18 protein-coding genes are annotated in these 14,881 nt (G+C 39.8%); 12 read left to right on the forward strand and 6 right to left on the reverse strand.

What is annotated here, in order from left to right:
* The first annotated feature begins 6 nt into the window (after positions 1-6).
* The 7 genes from ACYSN2_RS01440 to ACYSN2_RS01470 all read left to right on the forward strand — a co-directional run bounded on the left by ACYSN2_RS01440 (position 7) and on the right by ACYSN2_RS01470 (position 6,483).
* Positions 7-1,194, forward strand: coding sequence for a carbon-phosphorus lyase complex subunit (locus ACYSN2_RS01440; protein ID WP_461748468.1), 1,188 nt, complete (start codon positions 7-9; stop codon positions 1,192-1,194).
* A 20-nt stretch (positions 1,195-1,214) separates the two neighbouring features.
* Positions 1,215-2,081, forward strand: a complete 867-nt coding sequence (locus ACYSN2_RS01445; RefSeq protein ID WP_461748554.1) for an alpha-D-ribose 1-methylphosphonate 5-phosphate C-P-lyase PhnJ — start codon at positions 1,215-1,217, stop codon at positions 2,079-2,081.
* A gap of 83 nt (positions 2,082-2,164) precedes the next feature.
* Positions 2,165-2,938: a phosphonate C-P lyase system protein PhnK gene (phnK, locus tag ACYSN2_RS01450; protein ID WP_461748555.1), complete on the forward strand. Its 774-nt coding sequence runs from the start codon at positions 2,165-2,167 to the stop codon at positions 2,936-2,938.
* A 36-nt stretch (positions 2,939-2,974) separates the two neighbouring features.
* Positions 2,975-3,673 (forward strand): phosphonate C-P lyase system protein PhnL, encoded by a 699-nt coding sequence (gene phnL, locus ACYSN2_RS01455; RefSeq protein WP_461748556.1) that lies wholly within the window; start codon positions 2,975-2,977, stop codon positions 3,671-3,673.
* Complete coding sequence (locus tag ACYSN2_RS01460) at positions 3,663-4,808, forward strand: alpha-D-ribose 1-methylphosphonate 5-triphosphate diphosphatase (protein WP_461748469.1); 1,146 nt, start codon at positions 3,663-3,665, stop codon at positions 4,806-4,808. The genes phnL and ACYSN2_RS01460 overlap by 11 nt, the downstream gene beginning before the upstream one ends.
* A 144-nt stretch (positions 4,809-4,952) precedes the next feature.
* Positions 4,953-5,534, forward strand: coding sequence for a phosphonate metabolism protein/1,5-bisphosphokinase (PRPP-forming) PhnN (locus tag ACYSN2_RS01465; RefSeq protein WP_461748470.1), 582 nt, complete (start codon positions 4,953-4,955; stop codon positions 5,532-5,534).
* A gap of 70 nt (positions 5,535-5,604) precedes the next feature.
* A complete protein-coding gene (locus ACYSN2_RS01470) occupies positions 5,605-6,483 on the forward strand; it encodes an MBL fold metallo-hydrolase (protein WP_461748471.1) in 879 nt (292 codons plus the stop codon).
* Between the two features lie 328 nt (positions 6,484-6,811).
* Here the strand turns inward: ACYSN2_RS01470 and ACYSN2_RS01475 are convergent, their stop codons facing one another.
* A complete protein-coding gene (locus ACYSN2_RS01475; protein ID WP_461748472.1) occupies positions 6,812-7,714 on the reverse strand; it encodes a LysO family transporter in 903 nt (300 codons plus the stop codon).
* Positions 7,715-8,233: 519 nt separating this feature from the next.
* On the opposite strand from ACYSN2_RS01475, the gene ACYSN2_RS01480 reads away from it, so the two are divergent.
* The 5 genes from ACYSN2_RS01480 to ACYSN2_RS01500 all read left to right on the forward strand — a co-directional run bounded on the left by ACYSN2_RS01480 (position 8,234) and on the right by ACYSN2_RS01500 (position 11,317).
* Positions 8,234-8,986 (forward strand): YebC/PmpR family DNA-binding transcriptional regulator, encoded by a 753-nt coding sequence (locus ACYSN2_RS01480; protein WP_461748473.1) that lies wholly within the window; start codon positions 8,234-8,236, stop codon positions 8,984-8,986.
* Positions 8,983-9,468 (forward strand): crossover junction endodeoxyribonuclease RuvC, encoded by a 486-nt coding sequence (gene ruvC / locus ACYSN2_RS01485; RefSeq protein ID WP_461748557.1) that lies wholly within the window; start codon positions 8,983-8,985, stop codon positions 9,466-9,468. The genes ACYSN2_RS01480 and ruvC overlap by 4 nt, the downstream gene beginning before the upstream one ends.
* Positions 9,465-10,073, forward strand: coding sequence for a Holliday junction branch migration protein RuvA (gene ruvA / locus ACYSN2_RS01490; RefSeq protein ID WP_461748474.1), 609 nt, complete (start codon positions 9,465-9,467; stop codon positions 10,071-10,073). The genes ruvC and ruvA overlap by 4 nt, the downstream gene beginning before the upstream one ends.
* Positions 10,074-10,279: 206 nt before the next feature.
* Positions 10,280-10,765 (forward strand): hypothetical protein, encoded by a 486-nt coding sequence (locus tag ACYSN2_RS01495; RefSeq protein WP_461748475.1) that lies wholly within the window; start codon positions 10,280-10,282, stop codon positions 10,763-10,765.
* An 84-nt stretch (positions 10,766-10,849) separates the two neighbouring features.
* Positions 10,850-11,317: a hypothetical protein gene (locus ACYSN2_RS01500; protein WP_461748476.1), complete on the forward strand. Its 468-nt coding sequence runs from the start codon at positions 10,850-10,852 to the stop codon at positions 11,315-11,317.
* Positions 11,318-11,377: 60 nt separating this feature from the next.
* Here the strand turns inward: ACYSN2_RS01500 and ACYSN2_RS01505 are convergent, their stop codons facing one another.
* The 5 genes from ACYSN2_RS01505 to mutT (ACYSN2_RS01525) all read right to left on the reverse strand — a co-directional run bounded on the left by ACYSN2_RS01505 (position 11,378) and on the right by mutT (ACYSN2_RS01525) (position 14,672).
* Complete coding sequence (locus ACYSN2_RS01505; protein ID WP_461748477.1) at positions 11,378-12,088, reverse strand: hypothetical protein; 711 nt, start codon at positions 12,086-12,088, stop codon at positions 11,378-11,380.
* A gap of 87 nt (positions 12,089-12,175) precedes the next feature.
* Entirely contained in the window at positions 12,176-12,580 is a 405-nt protein-coding gene (gene mutT, locus ACYSN2_RS01510) for an 8-oxo-dGTP diphosphatase MutT (protein ID WP_461748478.1), read from the reverse strand.
* Between the two features lie 222 nt (positions 12,581-12,802).
* Positions 12,803-12,961 (reverse strand): hypothetical protein, encoded by a 159-nt coding sequence (locus ACYSN2_RS01515; protein WP_461748479.1) that lies wholly within the window; start codon positions 12,959-12,961, stop codon positions 12,803-12,805.
* Between the two features lie 63 nt (positions 12,962-13,024).
* On the reverse strand, positions 13,025-14,107 hold the full coding sequence (locus tag ACYSN2_RS01520) for a linear amide C-N hydrolase (protein WP_461748480.1): 1,083 nt from the start codon (positions 14,105-14,107) through the stop codon (positions 13,025-13,027).
* Between the two features lie 160 nt (positions 14,108-14,267).
* Positions 14,268-14,672, reverse strand: a complete 405-nt coding sequence (gene mutT / locus ACYSN2_RS01525; protein ID WP_461748481.1) for an 8-oxo-dGTP diphosphatase MutT — start codon at positions 14,670-14,672, stop codon at positions 14,268-14,270.
* Between the last annotated feature and the right edge of the window lie 209 nt (positions 14,673-14,881).

Genomic DNA, 14,881 nt, shown 5'->3' on the forward strand with positions numbered 1-14,881 from the left:
TTTTCTATGTATGTAGCCGTAAAAGGTGGCGAAAAGGCGATTGAAAATGCCCATCTTTATCTTGATGAATATCGCCGTGGGAATTGTCAGATTGCTGAATTAACGATCTCCCAAATTAAAGAACAATTGCCATTAGCCGTTTCAAGAGTGATGAGCGAAGGCTCATTGTATGATCCAGAGCTCGCTTCTCTTGCCATTAAACAGAGCGCCGGCGATTTGATTGAAGCGATTTTTCTGTTAAGAGCTTATCGCACAACCTTATCCCGTTTTGGCGATAGCGAGCCTTTAGATACGTCTAAAATATTTTTAAAACGCCGAGTTTCAGCCGTGTATAAAGATGTCCCCGGCGGTCAATTATTGGGACCAACATTTGATTACACGCACCGATTACTGGATTTTACTTTAGTTGCGGAAAATGAAACGCCATTAACACAAGCGGAGCAAGATGCACTTCAACAAAATGCAAAAAATGATTCGAAAGCAGAATCAGAAACGCATCCAGATGAAGATGATACAGCATGTCCGCATATTTTAGACTTACTCGTGAATGAAGGCTTAATGTATGCGCCGGATGAAGCGAGATTATCGAAAGTGAGCGATATTACTCGTGATCCGATGCAGTTTCCGAGTAACAGATCGGAGCGTTTACAGCTTCTTGTGAGAGCAGATGAAGGGTTTTTATTAGCGCTTGCATATTCTACTCAGCGAGGTTGGGGCAGAACGCATCCTTTTATGGGCGAAATGCGCTTAGGAGATGTGGAAGTTTGGCTTGCGCCGGAAGAGATGGGATTAGAAATTCCCATTGGCACCATTGAAGTCACGGAATGCGAAATGGTGAATCAGTTTGTGGAAAGTGCCGATGATGTGCAGTTCACAAGAGGTTACGGCTTTGCCTTTGGTTATTGCGAAAGAAAAGCGATGGCAATGGCGCTTGTAGAGAGAGCACTTCGAGCAGATGAATGGGATGAAGAGCGAGTTTCTCCGGCGCAAGATGATGAATTTGTCTTAGCCCATTGCGATAACGTAGAAAGTTCCGGCTTCGTATCGCATTTGAAGTTACCGCATTATGTCGATTTCCAAGCGGAATTAGATCTTTTACGCAAAATTCGTGCCGAGCGCGCCCTTGAACGTACAAGTGAACGTGATAATGCCGGTCAAAACAGTGCGCATTCTGCACAAGGAGATTCATTATGAATGTTGACAACAACAGAGCCATGAATGATGGCGCTTCTCAGGTAGAAGAAACGCTCTATAACTTTGCTTACTTAGATGAACAGACCAAAAGAATGCTTCGCCGAGGATTATTGAAAGCGGTAGCCATTCCGGGATATCAAGTCCCTTTTGGCGGACGAGAAATGCCACTGCCTTACGGCTGGGGAACGGGCGGGATTCAAGTCACGGCAAGTATTATCGGCGAAAATGATGTGTTGAAAGTGATCGACCAAGGCGCAGATGATACAACGAATGCGATCTCGATTCGCAAATTCTTTGAAAAAACAGCGAATGTCACAACGACAACCCATACGGCAGATGCGGATATTATCCAAACTCGCCACCGTATTCCTGAATCTGCGCTGAAATCAGGACAAATCATGGTATTTCAAGTGCCAATTCCGGAGCCTCTACGATTTATTGAGCCTTCAGAAGTGGAAACTCGCACCATGCATGCGCTTCAAGATTATGGCGTGATTAATGTGAAGCTCTATGAGGATATTTCTCGCTTTGGCAATATCTCTACGGCATATGCCTATCCCGTTTTGGTGAATGATCATTACATTATGGATCCATCGCCGATTCCGAAATTTGATAATCCAAAAATGAATCAGAGCGAAGCCTTAATGCTTTTTGGTGCCGGTCGTGAAAAACGCCTTTATGCGCTTCCGCCATATACCGATGTCGTGAGTTTAGACTTTGAAGATTATCCCTTTGAGATTCAGAAATGGTCGCATTGCTGTGAAATCTGCGGAAGTGGAGATTCTTTCTTAGATGAAGTGGTGGTGGATGATAAAGGGCAACATATTTTTGTCTGTTCCGATACAGATTATTGCCAAGCGGAATTCGCAAAGAGAGGGCAAAAATGATGGAAACAATAGAGATGGCAAGTCATGGGAAAATCGAGATGGATCTCAATAAGAATCTCAATATGGATAGCAATAACATCAACATGGAAATTCCGCTTCTGAAAATTGATAATCTCACGAAGCTCTATGGCCACAATAAAGGCTGTCAAGATGCTTCTTTTGAGATTTATCCCGGAGAAGTCGTCGGCATTGTAGGGGAATCAGGTTCTGGAAAATCAACGCTCTTATCGGCGATTTCCGGCAGATTAATGCCAGATTCCGGCTCCGTGAATTATATTTCTGAAACGGGCGTTTCTCAGGATCTCTACGCACAATCAGAAGCAGATCGCCGTAAAGTGCTTCGCACAGAATGGGGATTTGTCGAGCAAAATGCCCGAGATGGTTTGCGAATGGGCGTATCTGCCGGTGCGAATATCAGCGAGCGCTTAATGGCGCAAGGCGTTCGCCATTACGGCAAGTTACACGATACAGCGAAAAAGTGGCTCGAAGAGGTGGAAATTTCGGTGGATCGTGTCAATGATTATCCGAAAACATTCTCTGGCGGTATGCAACAGCGATTACAGATCGCAAGGAACCTTGTGTCGAATCCTCGCCTTGTGTTTATGGATGAACCGACATCTAGCTTAGATGTTTCCGTGCAAGCGAAATTGCTCGATCTGATTCGCTCTTTGGTTCGCCAATATAATCTTTCCATTATTCTTGTCACCCATGATTTAGCCGTTGCTAGATTGCTCGCCGATCGTTTAGTGGTGATGCAAAAATCGCGCGTGATTGAAACAGGATTAACGGATCAAATTTTAGATGATCCCCAGCATCCTTATACACAATTGCTCGTGTCATCCATCTTACAAGTTTAAGTACAAGCTTAAGGAGAATTTCAAGTGTCTGAAGTTATGATTTCTGCAAGAAACATTTCCAAAACGTTTCTTTTATATCATCAAAATAGCGCTGAATTAAACGTATTTGATGGATTAAATTTTGATGCTTATGCCGGTTCGTGTTTGATTCTCTCAGGGCAATCAGGCTCTGGAAAATCGACATTACTGCGCATGATGTATGGCAATTATCTCGCTAATAGTGGCGAGCTGAAAGTCAAAAAAGGCGATGGCTGGATCGATATGGTGAACGCCACGCCAAGAGAAGTGGTATCACTTCGTAAGCGTAATATCGGCTATGTAAGCCAATTTTTAAAGACGATTCCAAGAGTCACCACTTTAAACGTGGTATTAGAGCCGGCGCTAGATCGAGGAATGGATTTGGAAGAAGCCACCATTCGCGCGAAAGATCTATTAATGAGGCTGAATATTCCTGAACGATTATGGAACTTAGCGCCAAGCACATTTTCCGGCGGTGAACAGCAACGAGTGAATATCGCCCGAGGATTTATGGTGGATTGGCCGATTCTTCTACTAGATGAACCGACAGCATCGTTAGATGAAAAAAACCGCGATGTGGTTTTAGGATTAATCGAAGAAGCGAAAGCAAAAGGCAGTGCAGTGATCGGCATTTTTCATGATGCATATGTGCGTGAAAAAGTGGGCGATCGACTATTTAGCGTATTAACGAATGAGGTATCAGAAAATGTCTGCTGAGCAAATTTTCACGAACGCTAATATCGTGTTAGCGGATGAAGTAATTCGAGGAACCGTGGTTGTTAAAGACGGCGTGATTACCGCCATTGATGCCGGCAATTGTAGCTTGCCTCAAGGCATCGATTTTCAAGGAGAATATCTGATTCCGGGATTGGTGGAGCTTCACACAGATAATCTTGAGAAGCATATGTCGCCAAGACCTTCTGTGGCTTGGCCAACTATCTCGGCGATGATTAGCCACGATAATCAGATTGCAAGTGCCGGCATTACTACGGTGTTTGATGCGATTTCTATCGGAGATATTAGCCCGAAAAGTGCAAGATTAGAGAGCTTAACGCCGATGATTGATGCGCTCAATTATTCGCAAAAGCATGGGTTAACTCGCTCTGAACATAAGCTACATTTTCGCTGTGAAGTGGCGCATCCTGAAACGTGGGATATTTTCAATGCCAATATCGGCAATGAACATGTGGGATTAGTATCGTTAATGGATCACACGCCGGGGCAACGTCAATTTGAAGAGATTAGTCATTACCGAGTCTATTATCGTCAGAAATATGGTTTAACTGCCGATGAAATGAACGAATTTGAAGCGCAGCAGATCGCCAATGCAAAGCAATATAGCCAAAAATATCGTTTAGATATTGCTGATTATTGCCGGAATCAAAATATTGTCATGGCAAGCCATGATGATGCAACGGAAGATCACGTATTGGAATCGGCAACTTTAGGCATGAGAATTGCAGAATTCCCTACAACGGTAGAAGCGGCAACGCATTCTGTGGGGAAATCTTTGAAAGTGTTAATGGGCGCGCCGAATATTGTGCGAGGTGGTTCTCATTCGGGAAATGTGGCAGCAAGTGCCTTAGCAAAACAGGATTTACTCCATATTTTATCGAGTGATTACTATCCTGGAAGCTTGATTCAAGCGGCATTTATCCTCACGGAAGATGAGATCGGCTTTGATCTTCCAAAAGCCATTCGCTGCGTTTCAAAAAATCCGGCGGAAGCGGTGAATTTAACAGATCGTGGTGAAATTGCGATTGGGAAAAAAGCCGATCTTCTGCAAGTTTCTCTACACGGAAAACAACCGCTCATTCAGAGCGTTTGGAAGCAGGGAAAACGAGTGATTTAAGGTTTTATTGAAGAAGAAATCATTATTTTGGTGGAGAGAAAGGCAGATGAGAAATTACGTCAGAAACGAAAGAAGATGATGGTGATTTTTAAGCACTTTTTCTCCGTCATTGTATGGGAAAAGAGGAAAAGCGGAAAAGAGAATATGCTAAATACACAATCTTTTGCTTATTACATTATGGGGCCTTCCGGCGCTGGGAAAGATAGCGTGATTGAGGAAGTCAGCGAGCATTTGGGCGATGAGATTAGCAGACCGCTTCGCTATATTACTCGCAAAATCGTTTCTAATGATGCAGAACATCATAATGTTTTAACAACACAAACATTTGAGGAATTTTTAGAGAAATCATGTTTTTCACTCTGCTGGGAAGCCAATGGCTTTTACTATGGTTATGATAAACAGTGGCTTGCAGATTTGGGGAAAGGGAAAATCGTGCTTTTAAACGGTTCTCGCTCTTATTGGGATGAGGCAAAAGCAAAATATGGCGATAAATTATGCCCCGTTTATTTCAATATTAGCATTGAGAAGCAGACTAAGCGCTTGCAAGGGCGAGGAAGAGAATCTGAAAAAGAGATCGAAGCGAGAATTTCTCGAAGCCAAGATTTAAGTCATCTTTCAGGCAATGAAGAGATCGTACAATTAGATGCAGAACAGCCTCTTCAAAATGTGGTAAATGATTTTATTTCGATTGTATTATCTCATCGGAAAAAAGATTATAAAATGTAGAAAAACAGAAAAAATATAACTATAAAAATATGCCAATATAAGGCGTAGAACAGATCAGCTAGGGGATAAGATGTTTGAGTTCACATTATTAGGAACCGGCGATGTTGCGGAGATTCCGGTATTTGGTTGTGATTGTGAGGTTTGCCTTGCCGCAAGTCTTGATTCGCATTTAGCGCGATTAGCTTGTTCAGCGATGATTCGGATTGATGGAGATGTCATTCTCCTAGATGCCGGCTTAACCGATCTTCATCGCAGGTTTCAGCGAGATGAAATCAAAGGAATTTTACAAACCCATTATCACGCAGATCATGCGCAAGGCATGTTGACGCTTCGCTGGGGAAAGGGCAATAAAATTCCGGTGTATGGACCTGATGATCCTTTTGGCTTTGCCGATCTTTATAAAAATGCCGGCATTTTAGAGTTTAAGAAAGCTTGGAGTCATGGAGAAATGCGTCATATTTCAGGTATGAATGTCACAGCTCTCAATTTGATCCATTCAAAACCCACAATGGGTTATTTCATCGAGTATTTTTCTGAACCACTTATCGCGCCGGCATTCACATCATTATTAGATATGTCGTTAGATAAAAGCATCGTGATGAATATTGAAAAAAATGATGCCCAAAAGCGCAAAATCCCACAATCGATAAAAATTGCCTATTTAACAGATACTGTTGGATTGCCGGCAGAAACCATGCAGTTTTTGCAACATCATAAGCTCGATTATCTCATTATCGATTGCAGTCATCCGCCTCAAGAAACAGCACCGAAAAATCATAATGATCTCAATATGGTAAAAGCAATTACGGCTGAACTTCGTTGTAAACAAGTGATCTTAACGCACATTGGTCATGAGCTAGAAGCATGGCTTCAGAATCCTAAAAATCAGGCAGAATTACCGAATCATTACATTGTGTCGTATGACAATATGACCTTGAAGTTCGACTAGTTTTTTCGCTTCATCATCTCAAAAGAACCAATATTTCCGGCACGTGATTTTCAGAAGCATGCAAGTATTCGAATCTGTCACGAGCTAGATATTTTTTATAATCATGTTGTTTCAATCATCTCAAAAGAACCAATACTGCTGGCGAGAGATCTTTAGAAGCGTGCAAACATTCAGACTTGTGACAAATTCAATATTTTTTATAATTATGTTGTTTCAATAATTTCGAAAGAACCAATACTGCTGGCACGCGATCTTTAGAAGCATGCAAACATTCGAACCAGCGATGAATCAGCCTATGTTTTATGAATGAACTCGCTACTAATAACTCTTACATATTCGCAAAAAAGACTAAGAAGATCGGCGCAAGAATATTGGTAATAAATCCAAAGCTTATGGCAATCGGCACAACTTGTGAACCGCCGGTTCTTTGAATGACGGGAAGCACGAAATCGAGTGATGTTGCACCGCCGGAACCAACTGCCGCAAGCGGGTATCTTGCCATTAAAATGGGAATGACCATAAAGGCAAAGAATTCTCTAAAGAGATCATTAAAGAACGCAATGGAACCTAAAATTGGGCCATGTGCATCTTGGAGAATAATGGTGGAAAGTGAATACCAACCAAATCCAGAACTAATGGCTAAACCGTGAACGACCGGCATTCCAAGAATGAGCGCAGCAATAATCCCGCCGATAAAGGAAGAGATAATAAAAAATACACTGAGCATTAATCCATAACGATTGAGAAGTACGGCTTTGAGCTTAATGCCACTTGCGCGTAGTTGTAATCCAACGCAAGCAAGCAGAAATACTAATGCGATTTCCGTTAAATGTTCCGGCACCATCAGATAATCATTGGCGAAAAGTCCGACAATTAATCCTAATAGAATGCTCGCAATGAGTTTGAAAGAGCCAAGCAGAGAGCGCCAAGTGGATTCTTGTTTCAGAGAAGATTTCTTCAGCGGAAAGGGAAGCTGTTTATCTAAAAAGATCAGCGCAATCATATTTAGTCCCAGAATGGAGACGATAAATACTAATGTTTTCCCCAAAATCGCTTGTAATTGTGTCCAAAGATCGGGAATCGCCGAAAGATTTAATCCCATAATAAAGAGAATAATATAGATTAATGCGATTAGGAGATAATCCACCGTCTTAATCAAGCCCTTATTTTTTAAAGGAATTGCAAAGCCGATCAGAAGCGGAAGAAGAACCCAAGTAAGTGTTTCGAGCATAATCTATTTTAACCAAGGATTGAGAGACGATAATGAAGCATAATGAACGAGAAGCAGTCTATCAGATATTGCGTGAATAGCAGCGGTTTTTATCATGAGATTGCATCATCACAGCTCGATACCATGAATCTTTTGGCAAGTTTCACAATCTCTTCAATTATTTGTAATTCATGTGAATTTCACAATTCTTACGATGTTGTAATTTTTGCAATATTTAAAAGGATTAACATTGCCGGCACGGGATTTTCAGAAGCATGCAAGCATTCGAACCAGTCATGAATCAGCTGATATTCTGCAATAATTCTTTTAATTAAACCTAGATATCACTTCATGAAGTTATTAAACCTAGATATCACTTCATGAAGTTTTTAAATAGGATCTTCATTATTTTTAGAATCCTCATAATCTTGAAAAAGAACCATAAAAGACAATAAATGGATTATTAATCATAATTTGTTTTCAAAGTTTTATGTTAAAATGACCTTTTTTATCATCTTGTCAACATGAAGGTAGAGATATATGGCAGGTCACAGTAAATGGGCAAATATCCAACATCGTAAAGGTGCTCAGGATAAGAAGCGCGGTAAAGTTTTTACCAAATTAATTCGTGAAATTACAATTGCAGTTCGTTCAAGCGGTAACGGCGATGCGGATACCAATCCTCGTCTACGTTTAGCGATTGACCGTGCGATTGCGGCAAACATGCCAAAAGATAATATCGAAAGAGCAGTGAATCGTGGTCTTGGAATTACTGATGGACCGCCAGATGAAGAGATTCGCTACGAAGGCTACGGCGCCGGCGGTGTTGCTGTAATGGTCGACTGCTTATCGAATAACCGTAACCGTACTGCCGGTGAAGTGCGTCATGCATTTACCAAATATGGCGGAAATCTTGGAACAGACGGCTCTGTTGCGTTCCAATTTAGAGAGCTCGGTGTTTTATCGTATCCTGAAGGTTCTGACGAAGATGGCATTACAGAAGCGGCAATTATGGCCGGCGCTGAAGATGTGATCGTAGAAGATGATGGTTCAATCGAAGTATTAACAACGCCACAAACCTATGTTGAAGTGCATAACGCAATGGTGGAAGCGGGTTTTGAACCTGAAGATTCAGAAGTGACTCAATACGCAGATAACAACGTTGCCATTGATGCAGAAGCTGCAGAAAAAGTGATGGCGATGGTCGATGCGCTTGAGAACTTAGATGACGTTCAGAAAGTCTATTCAAATGCCGATATTTCAGATGAGATTTTAGAGCAACTCTTTAAATAATGATCATTTTAGGCATTGATCCCGGATCAAGAATCACCGGTTACGGCGTGATTGATACGAGCGGTCGAAAACCACAATATGTCGATTCTGGCTGTATTCGTATGAATACAGCTGATTCGATGGCGAAAAGATTACTGACAATCTTTCAGGGCGTGGATCAATTGATCGCGCTTTATCGCCCGAATGTCCTCTCGATTGAAGAGGTTTTTTTACATAAAAATCCACAATCAGCTCTGAAACTCGGTCAAGCGCGTGGCGTTGCCATGTGCGCTGCGGCAATGGCGAATATGCAAGTCTATGAATATGCCGCAACTCGCATTAAACAGACGATTGTCGGGCAAGGGCATGCACAGAAAGAGCAAGTGCAACATATGGTTCAAAGTCTTTTAAAGCTCAATAGAAAACCTCAAGCCGATGCTGCAGATGCGTTAGCGGCGGCGCTCACTCATGCATTTCATCACAGATTAGAAGGATTATTATGATTGGTCGTTTAACCGGAATTTTAGCAGAGAAACGTTTACCAAATCAGGCATTGGTCGATGTTGCCGGCGTTGGTTATGAGGTGGAATTGCCGATGAGCAGTTTTGCCAAATTACCGGCACAAGGGGAAAACGTACAACTCACGATTCATCATGTTGTACGAGAAGATGCGAGCTTGCTATATGGTTTTTGTAGCAGTAAAGAGCGAGAAGCGTTTCGTCTTTTAATCAAAGTTTCCGGCATTGGTCCGAAAAGTGCGGTATTGATTCTTTCAGGCTTATCGGCGGAAGAGCTGTATCGCGTGATTCAAACGGAAGATCTCACAAGTTTAATGAAAGTGCCGGGCGTTGGGAAGAAAACTGCCGAGCGTTTAATCATCGAACTTCGAGATAAAGTAAAAGCACTTGCGCCCACAGATATCACTGAAGATCTGATCTCAGCAAGCGAAGGTTCACTTCTTTCACAAAACGATACAATCGTAGAAGATGCGATCGAAGCACTCATGAGCTTAGGTTATAACGCCACAGAAGCAAAAAAACGTGTGAATAAAGTGGCAAAACCAGGATTAACCTTAGAAGCGATTATCCCCCTTGCGTTGAAGTTATAGTTATAAGTTAACACTAGAAGTAGAAAGAGCTTCCAATGAGCTTTTAAATCTAAGATAAAACAGAATCAAAAATGCCGGCAATCGATGAGATGTCGGCATTTTTTATGCGTTTACAATAATGATTAAGTTTCTACTTAATTGATATGTAATGATTTTTGTCGGAGAATAGATGCTTTGAAATTCAGTAAAATTTAATGGGAGAATGTATGCCTAAAAGAACAAAATTGATGCTGGGAATATTCTGTGTCCTGTTTACTTCTATGGGATTATTATTTTTCGCTGTTGGTCTGTATTCTTTTATACAAATCGGGGATGAGATTATTTTAGCAGTCATGTTTCTAGGGCTTATTGCGATGATCATTGGGTTGATGCCGATTATGATTATTTTTAGAAAGCGACATATTAAGAAGATCGTATTACGTGAAGGTATAAGAATCGAAACGGATTTCGTAGATGTGATTATGGCGGAGTATTCCATTAATGATTGGCAACCCTACATTGTCCGTAGCCAATGGCTTGATGATAAAACCCAGAAGTTATATCGCTTTAAGAGTCCAGGAATAACATCAGATCCTAGGGATTTTTTAAATGAGGATCTTAAAATCCCAGTATATATTTTGGAAAATAATCCGAAACGTTATTTTATGGATTTAAATGCAGCAGAAGGATTATCGGGGATTCGATTAGTGTGATTGAATCATTTTTTGATTTCTATATTTGATAAAAGTATCGGACAGATAGTAGGAATTTATGAGTAAATATCAAAGAGTTGTTAAATGAAAATACCTTTTATACGAAGACCTGAAAAAATATTTAGTGATAGAACTTATGCAATGCATTATTCCGATAATAAAGAAGCTTTCGATTATTTTGAAAAGACGGCATATTTTGAAATAGAATTTAATCAAAATATTTTAATGTCTATGGTTCATGGCTTTTTTACAGTTGAAGGAAGTGTTTATTTTTTAGGATTATTAATTCAAGAAGGATATGACGATAAGAAATTTTCTCGTCTTCACGAAAGTTTTGTGACGTATTTCGGTAGAGACCAATATGGCAATAGCATTTTAAAGTTACTTACAAAGAAACAGCGTAAATATCTATTAGATTGGTTTCTTTATTTGTTTGATAATTCAGAAAATATGGAAGATGTCATTTGGTGCAATCTACATAAATGGCAAGAAAGAATAGATGACAATATTGCTTTTTTAAAAAATTATGAAAAAACTAAAGATAGTTTTTAATAAGTAATTTTAACAGTATATTTTGAGATATTTTTCGGAACGACAAACGCCTTGGACGGTTTAATCTTCAAAATCCAAATTAACCTCATGTGTGATTTCAAAAATGGCAGAATCGTGAATGGTTGTAATATCTTGGATATCCAATAAAGGAAGATCAGGAATGGTTTTTCGGCGTTCGATCCATTTTTCATCGAATTGATCTTCAGTAATATTACGAGCGTATATCACCTGTTTTGTGAGGTAATCGACACTAATAATCGATAAAGGATCCGGTCCGCGATTGCTATGATCTTCAAACTTAGTCAGTTTTAGAGAATGATCTTGTAGTGTGAAAGTATAAAACCAATAACCATATCTGCCATGTCCGTAAAAAAAGGTAATCTCATTGTTATATACATCGACTGAAAGATCAGGCGCGAAGTAAACTCCACCAGCTTCAAACTCAGAATCAAATATTGTAAGATTCTCTGCTATTTGCTGATAGCCATTATTGGTAGCGATTAACGCTAACATTCCTCGGCGATTACGATCTACAAGTTGCCCATGTTGATTCTCTTCTAGCGCATCTAATCTCATGGCTTTCGTAAAGAGAAGGTAATCTGTTCTTCCGTCTTGATTGAGATCTACTTTGATAAAATTCTGAAGATAATGACCATCAGGAATGAAGCTCGATAATGATTTTGCCATCGAGATTGGAAGGGCAAAACCGGCGATGATAATAATAAGGGAAGTGAAAAATTTTAAGAAGAAAGCACAATAATCACGAATCATAAATAACCTCGTAGGATTTATGGAAGTAACATCCTTGTTTACTGGCGGCATGAATAGATAATGAATGGAATTACCAAAATGGCATTATCATTTTTGAATATATTCCAGCATCTTATAATTTGCTTCTGGGAATTGAAGGTTTTGAAGCTCATCTTTATGAACCCACGAAATGATTTGAAATTCTTCGCCTTTTGGTGTTCCTGTAAATTGGAAAACGTTGTAGATCACGAAATCGATAGTTTTAGTGGGATATTGATATTCAAAGCTGAGGGCAATATCAAGGTTTGTTGCGGTAATGCCGAGTTCTTCTTGCAGTTCTCGAATAAGGGCTGAATCATCGGCTTCACCATCTTCAACTTTACCGCCGGGAAATTCCCATAATCCGCTGAAATCTTGATTGGATTTTCGTTTACTGAGGAGGACTTTATCTTGCTGTTCACTCCAGATAATGCCGGCAACGACACGGATTTTGGGATTATTATTTGTAGTCATATTTTGCTAATGTATTTTTATGTTGAATGATGAGGTTAGAAGTTAGATTCGATACTATCGTGATATTGGTTTAGGACAGTTGGTTTAGGATAGTTCAATTGTACAATGTAAGCTGAATCATCGCTGGCTCGAATGCTTGCATTTTTGTGAATATCCCGCGTCAGCGGTAGTAATTACTTTTAGAACTTTAAGCAGAACCACTATACGATAAATCAATGTTGATCAGTCTTGATCAACTTCCAACGCACCTAAAAGATAGAGGCGCACCATATTTAGCAGATTAATCACAGAAAAGCCAATCGTTGCATGATGATTGAATTGCGATTTAATTCTTTTTAGATTCAGAATCAAAAATGCCGGTATCACATCGATTGCCGGCATTTTTCATTGATAAGTCTGAAAATAAGAAATGCAATATGAGAATAGGGTGATGAACCTAGTTTACTAGTTTATTTTGATAAATAGAGGTTCTGATTGATCTTGGAATTGTTCAAAATCGTAAGTGGTATAGTTGATATTGCCGTAGGGTCTTACCATCATTATTTTATTGGTTAAGTCAGTTAAACTTGTCCAAACGGTATATTCAGTACTATAGATTGGTGATTTAGTTGTGGCATTATTATCTGTAGTATCGGCAGTAATATTTTTCATTCTATCGAAGCGATTCATAACATGAGCTAGGGTATTCATCGCTTGTGCGCTCGTCTCATCGATAGGTGCATAAGAAGAGTAGTAGACGGCTCTGATAAATCGGCCGACAGAAGTATCTGATGATGGTAATGTTGTCGATGCGATTCCACTATCAGGTTGTGAGATCTCCATATTCCCAAGTTTTGCTGTGGAGTGATCAATATTTGAAAGCTGAGTGTAATTATTGAGATTTGTAAGATGCCATGGGAATTCAGGACCATTCGTCAGAACTCTCGTAGGATTATCATAAATTTCCAATTTACCATCTTTTATTTCAAGAACAATGCTACCGCCTTTTTGGTCATAGATCGCATAGTGTAAAGGCGCTTCTACGCCACCAAATGCTTCTAGAATTGGGCTCCAAAAGTGCGCTTTGCCAACGGCGGCTCTAACTTCCTCAACTGTTGCAAAGTTCGATAAAGCCCATTCACCTAAAGCTGTTACTGGAATGGAATCTTTATAGTACCTTTTATCTAATGCTGTTAAGTTGGCAATAGGTACCATATTCTCACTAAATGAAAGACCCGCACTATTAACCCCTTGTAGGATATTATGATCATCGCCGTCATTATAGACATTGGTTGAAATGAATAAAATATCGTATTTAGAGCTGTATTTTAATCCAGGCTTTCCACTTGGATCATGTTTTTGAAAAATCGTGTTTTTAGGATAATAGCCAACCCAAGAAGGAAGCTCTGCTGATAATTCAAGGGTTCTACCATGATAGATATTATGCTGGTGATCGGTGATAGCAAGACTGGTACAAGCTGATCCTACAGAGAAGAGAGAAGCTGTGAAGGCAAACGCCATACCCGATAAAATTTTTTTGATCTTCATACATCATCCTTTAGTTTAAAGATACGAATATTAGTTGGATATGGTTGTTTATATCCTTGATCACTTTATCATTGTCTCTGATTTAATGACAAATTATCATGTGATCTAAAGCCTCTATATAGATCACTTTAGATCACTTTTTAGTTGATATTTTGACATATTATTTTTGAATATATTCAAGCATCTTATTATTCGCTTCTGGGAATTGAAGGTTGTGAAGTTCATCTTTATGAACCCACGAAACGACTTGGAATTCTTCGCCTTTTGGAGTTCCTGTAAATTGGAAAACGTTGTAGATCACGAAATCGATGGTTTTAGTGGGATATTGATATTCAAAGCTGAGCGCAATATCGAGGTTTGTTGCGGTAATGCCGAGCTCTTCTTGCAGTTCTCGAATGAGAGCTAAATCATCGGCTTCATTCTCTTCAACTTTACCGCCGGGAAATTCCCATAATCCGCTGAAATCTTGATTGGATTTTCGTTTACTGAGGAGGACTTTATCTTGCTGTTCATTCCAGATAATGCCGGCAACGACACGAATTTTGGGATTATTATTTGTAGTCATATTTTGATAATGTATTTTTAGATTGAATGATGAGGATCGAGGTTTGATTCGATACTATCGTGATATTGGTTTAGGACAGCTCAATTGTAAAATATAAGCTGAATCATCGCTGGTTCGAATGCTTGCATTCTTCTGAATATCCCGCGTCATCGGTAGTAATTACTTTTAGAACTTTAAGCAGAAACCACTATACGATGAATCAATGTTGA

This window comes from Ignatzschineria sp. LJL83, from assembly GCF_054871845.1.

Bases quoted from the DNA above. Each gene is read 5' to 3' on its own strand.
- ACYSN2_RS01440 (WP_461748468.1), top strand. From the start codon at position 7: ATGTATGTAGCCGTAAAAGGTGGCGAAAAGGCGATTGAAAATGCCCAT.
- ACYSN2_RS01445 (WP_461748554.1), top strand. From the start codon at position 1,215: ATGAATGATGGCGCTTCTCAGGTAGAAGAAACGCTCTATAACTTTGCT.
- phnK (WP_461748555.1), top strand. From the start codon at position 2,165: ATGGAAATTCCGCTTCTGAAAATTGATAATCTCACGAAGCTCTATGGC.
- phnL (WP_461748556.1), top strand. From the start codon at position 2,975: ATGATTTCTGCAAGAAACATTTCCAAAACGTTTCTTTTATATCATCAA.
- ACYSN2_RS01460 (WP_461748469.1), top strand. From the start codon at position 3,663: ATGTCTGCTGAGCAAATTTTCACGAACGCTAATATCGTGTTAGCGGAT.
- ACYSN2_RS01465 (WP_461748470.1), top strand. From the start codon at position 4,953: ATGCTAAATACACAATCTTTTGCTTATTACATTATGGGGCCTTCCGGC.
- ACYSN2_RS01470 (WP_461748471.1), top strand. From the start codon at position 5,605: ATGTTTGAGTTCACATTATTAGGAACCGGCGATGTTGCGGAGATTCCG.
- ACYSN2_RS01475 (WP_461748472.1), bottom strand. From the start codon at position 7,714: ATGCTCGAAACACTTACTTGGGTTCTTCTTCCGCTTCTGATCGGCTTT.
- ACYSN2_RS01480 (WP_461748473.1), top strand. From the start codon at position 8,234: ATGGCAGGTCACAGTAAATGGGCAAATATCCAACATCGTAAAGGTGCT.
- ruvA (WP_461748474.1), top strand. From the start codon at position 9,465: ATGATTGGTCGTTTAACCGGAATTTTAGCAGAGAAACGTTTACCAAAT.
- ACYSN2_RS01495 (WP_461748475.1), top strand. From the start codon at position 10,280: ATGCCTAAAAGAACAAAATTGATGCTGGGAATATTCTGTGTCCTGTTT.
- ACYSN2_RS01500 (WP_461748476.1), top strand. From the start codon at position 10,850: ATGAAAATACCTTTTATACGAAGACCTGAAAAAATATTTAGTGATAGA.
- ACYSN2_RS01505 (WP_461748477.1), bottom strand. From the start codon at position 12,088: ATGATTCGTGATTATTGTGCTTTCTTCTTAAAATTTTTCACTTCCCTT.
- mutT (WP_461748478.1), bottom strand. From the start codon at position 12,580: ATGACTACAAATAATAATCCCAAAATCCGTGTCGTTGCCGGCATTATC.
- ACYSN2_RS01515 (WP_461748479.1), bottom strand. From the start codon at position 12,961: ATGCCGGCAATCGATGTGATACCGGCATTTTTGATTCTGAATCTAAAA.
- ACYSN2_RS01520 (WP_461748480.1), bottom strand. From the start codon at position 14,107: ATGAAGATCAAAAAAATTTTATCGGGTATGGCGTTTGCCTTCACAGCT.
- mutT (WP_461748481.1), bottom strand. From the start codon at position 14,672: ATGACTACAAATAATAATCCCAAAATTCGTGTCGTTGCCGGCATTATC.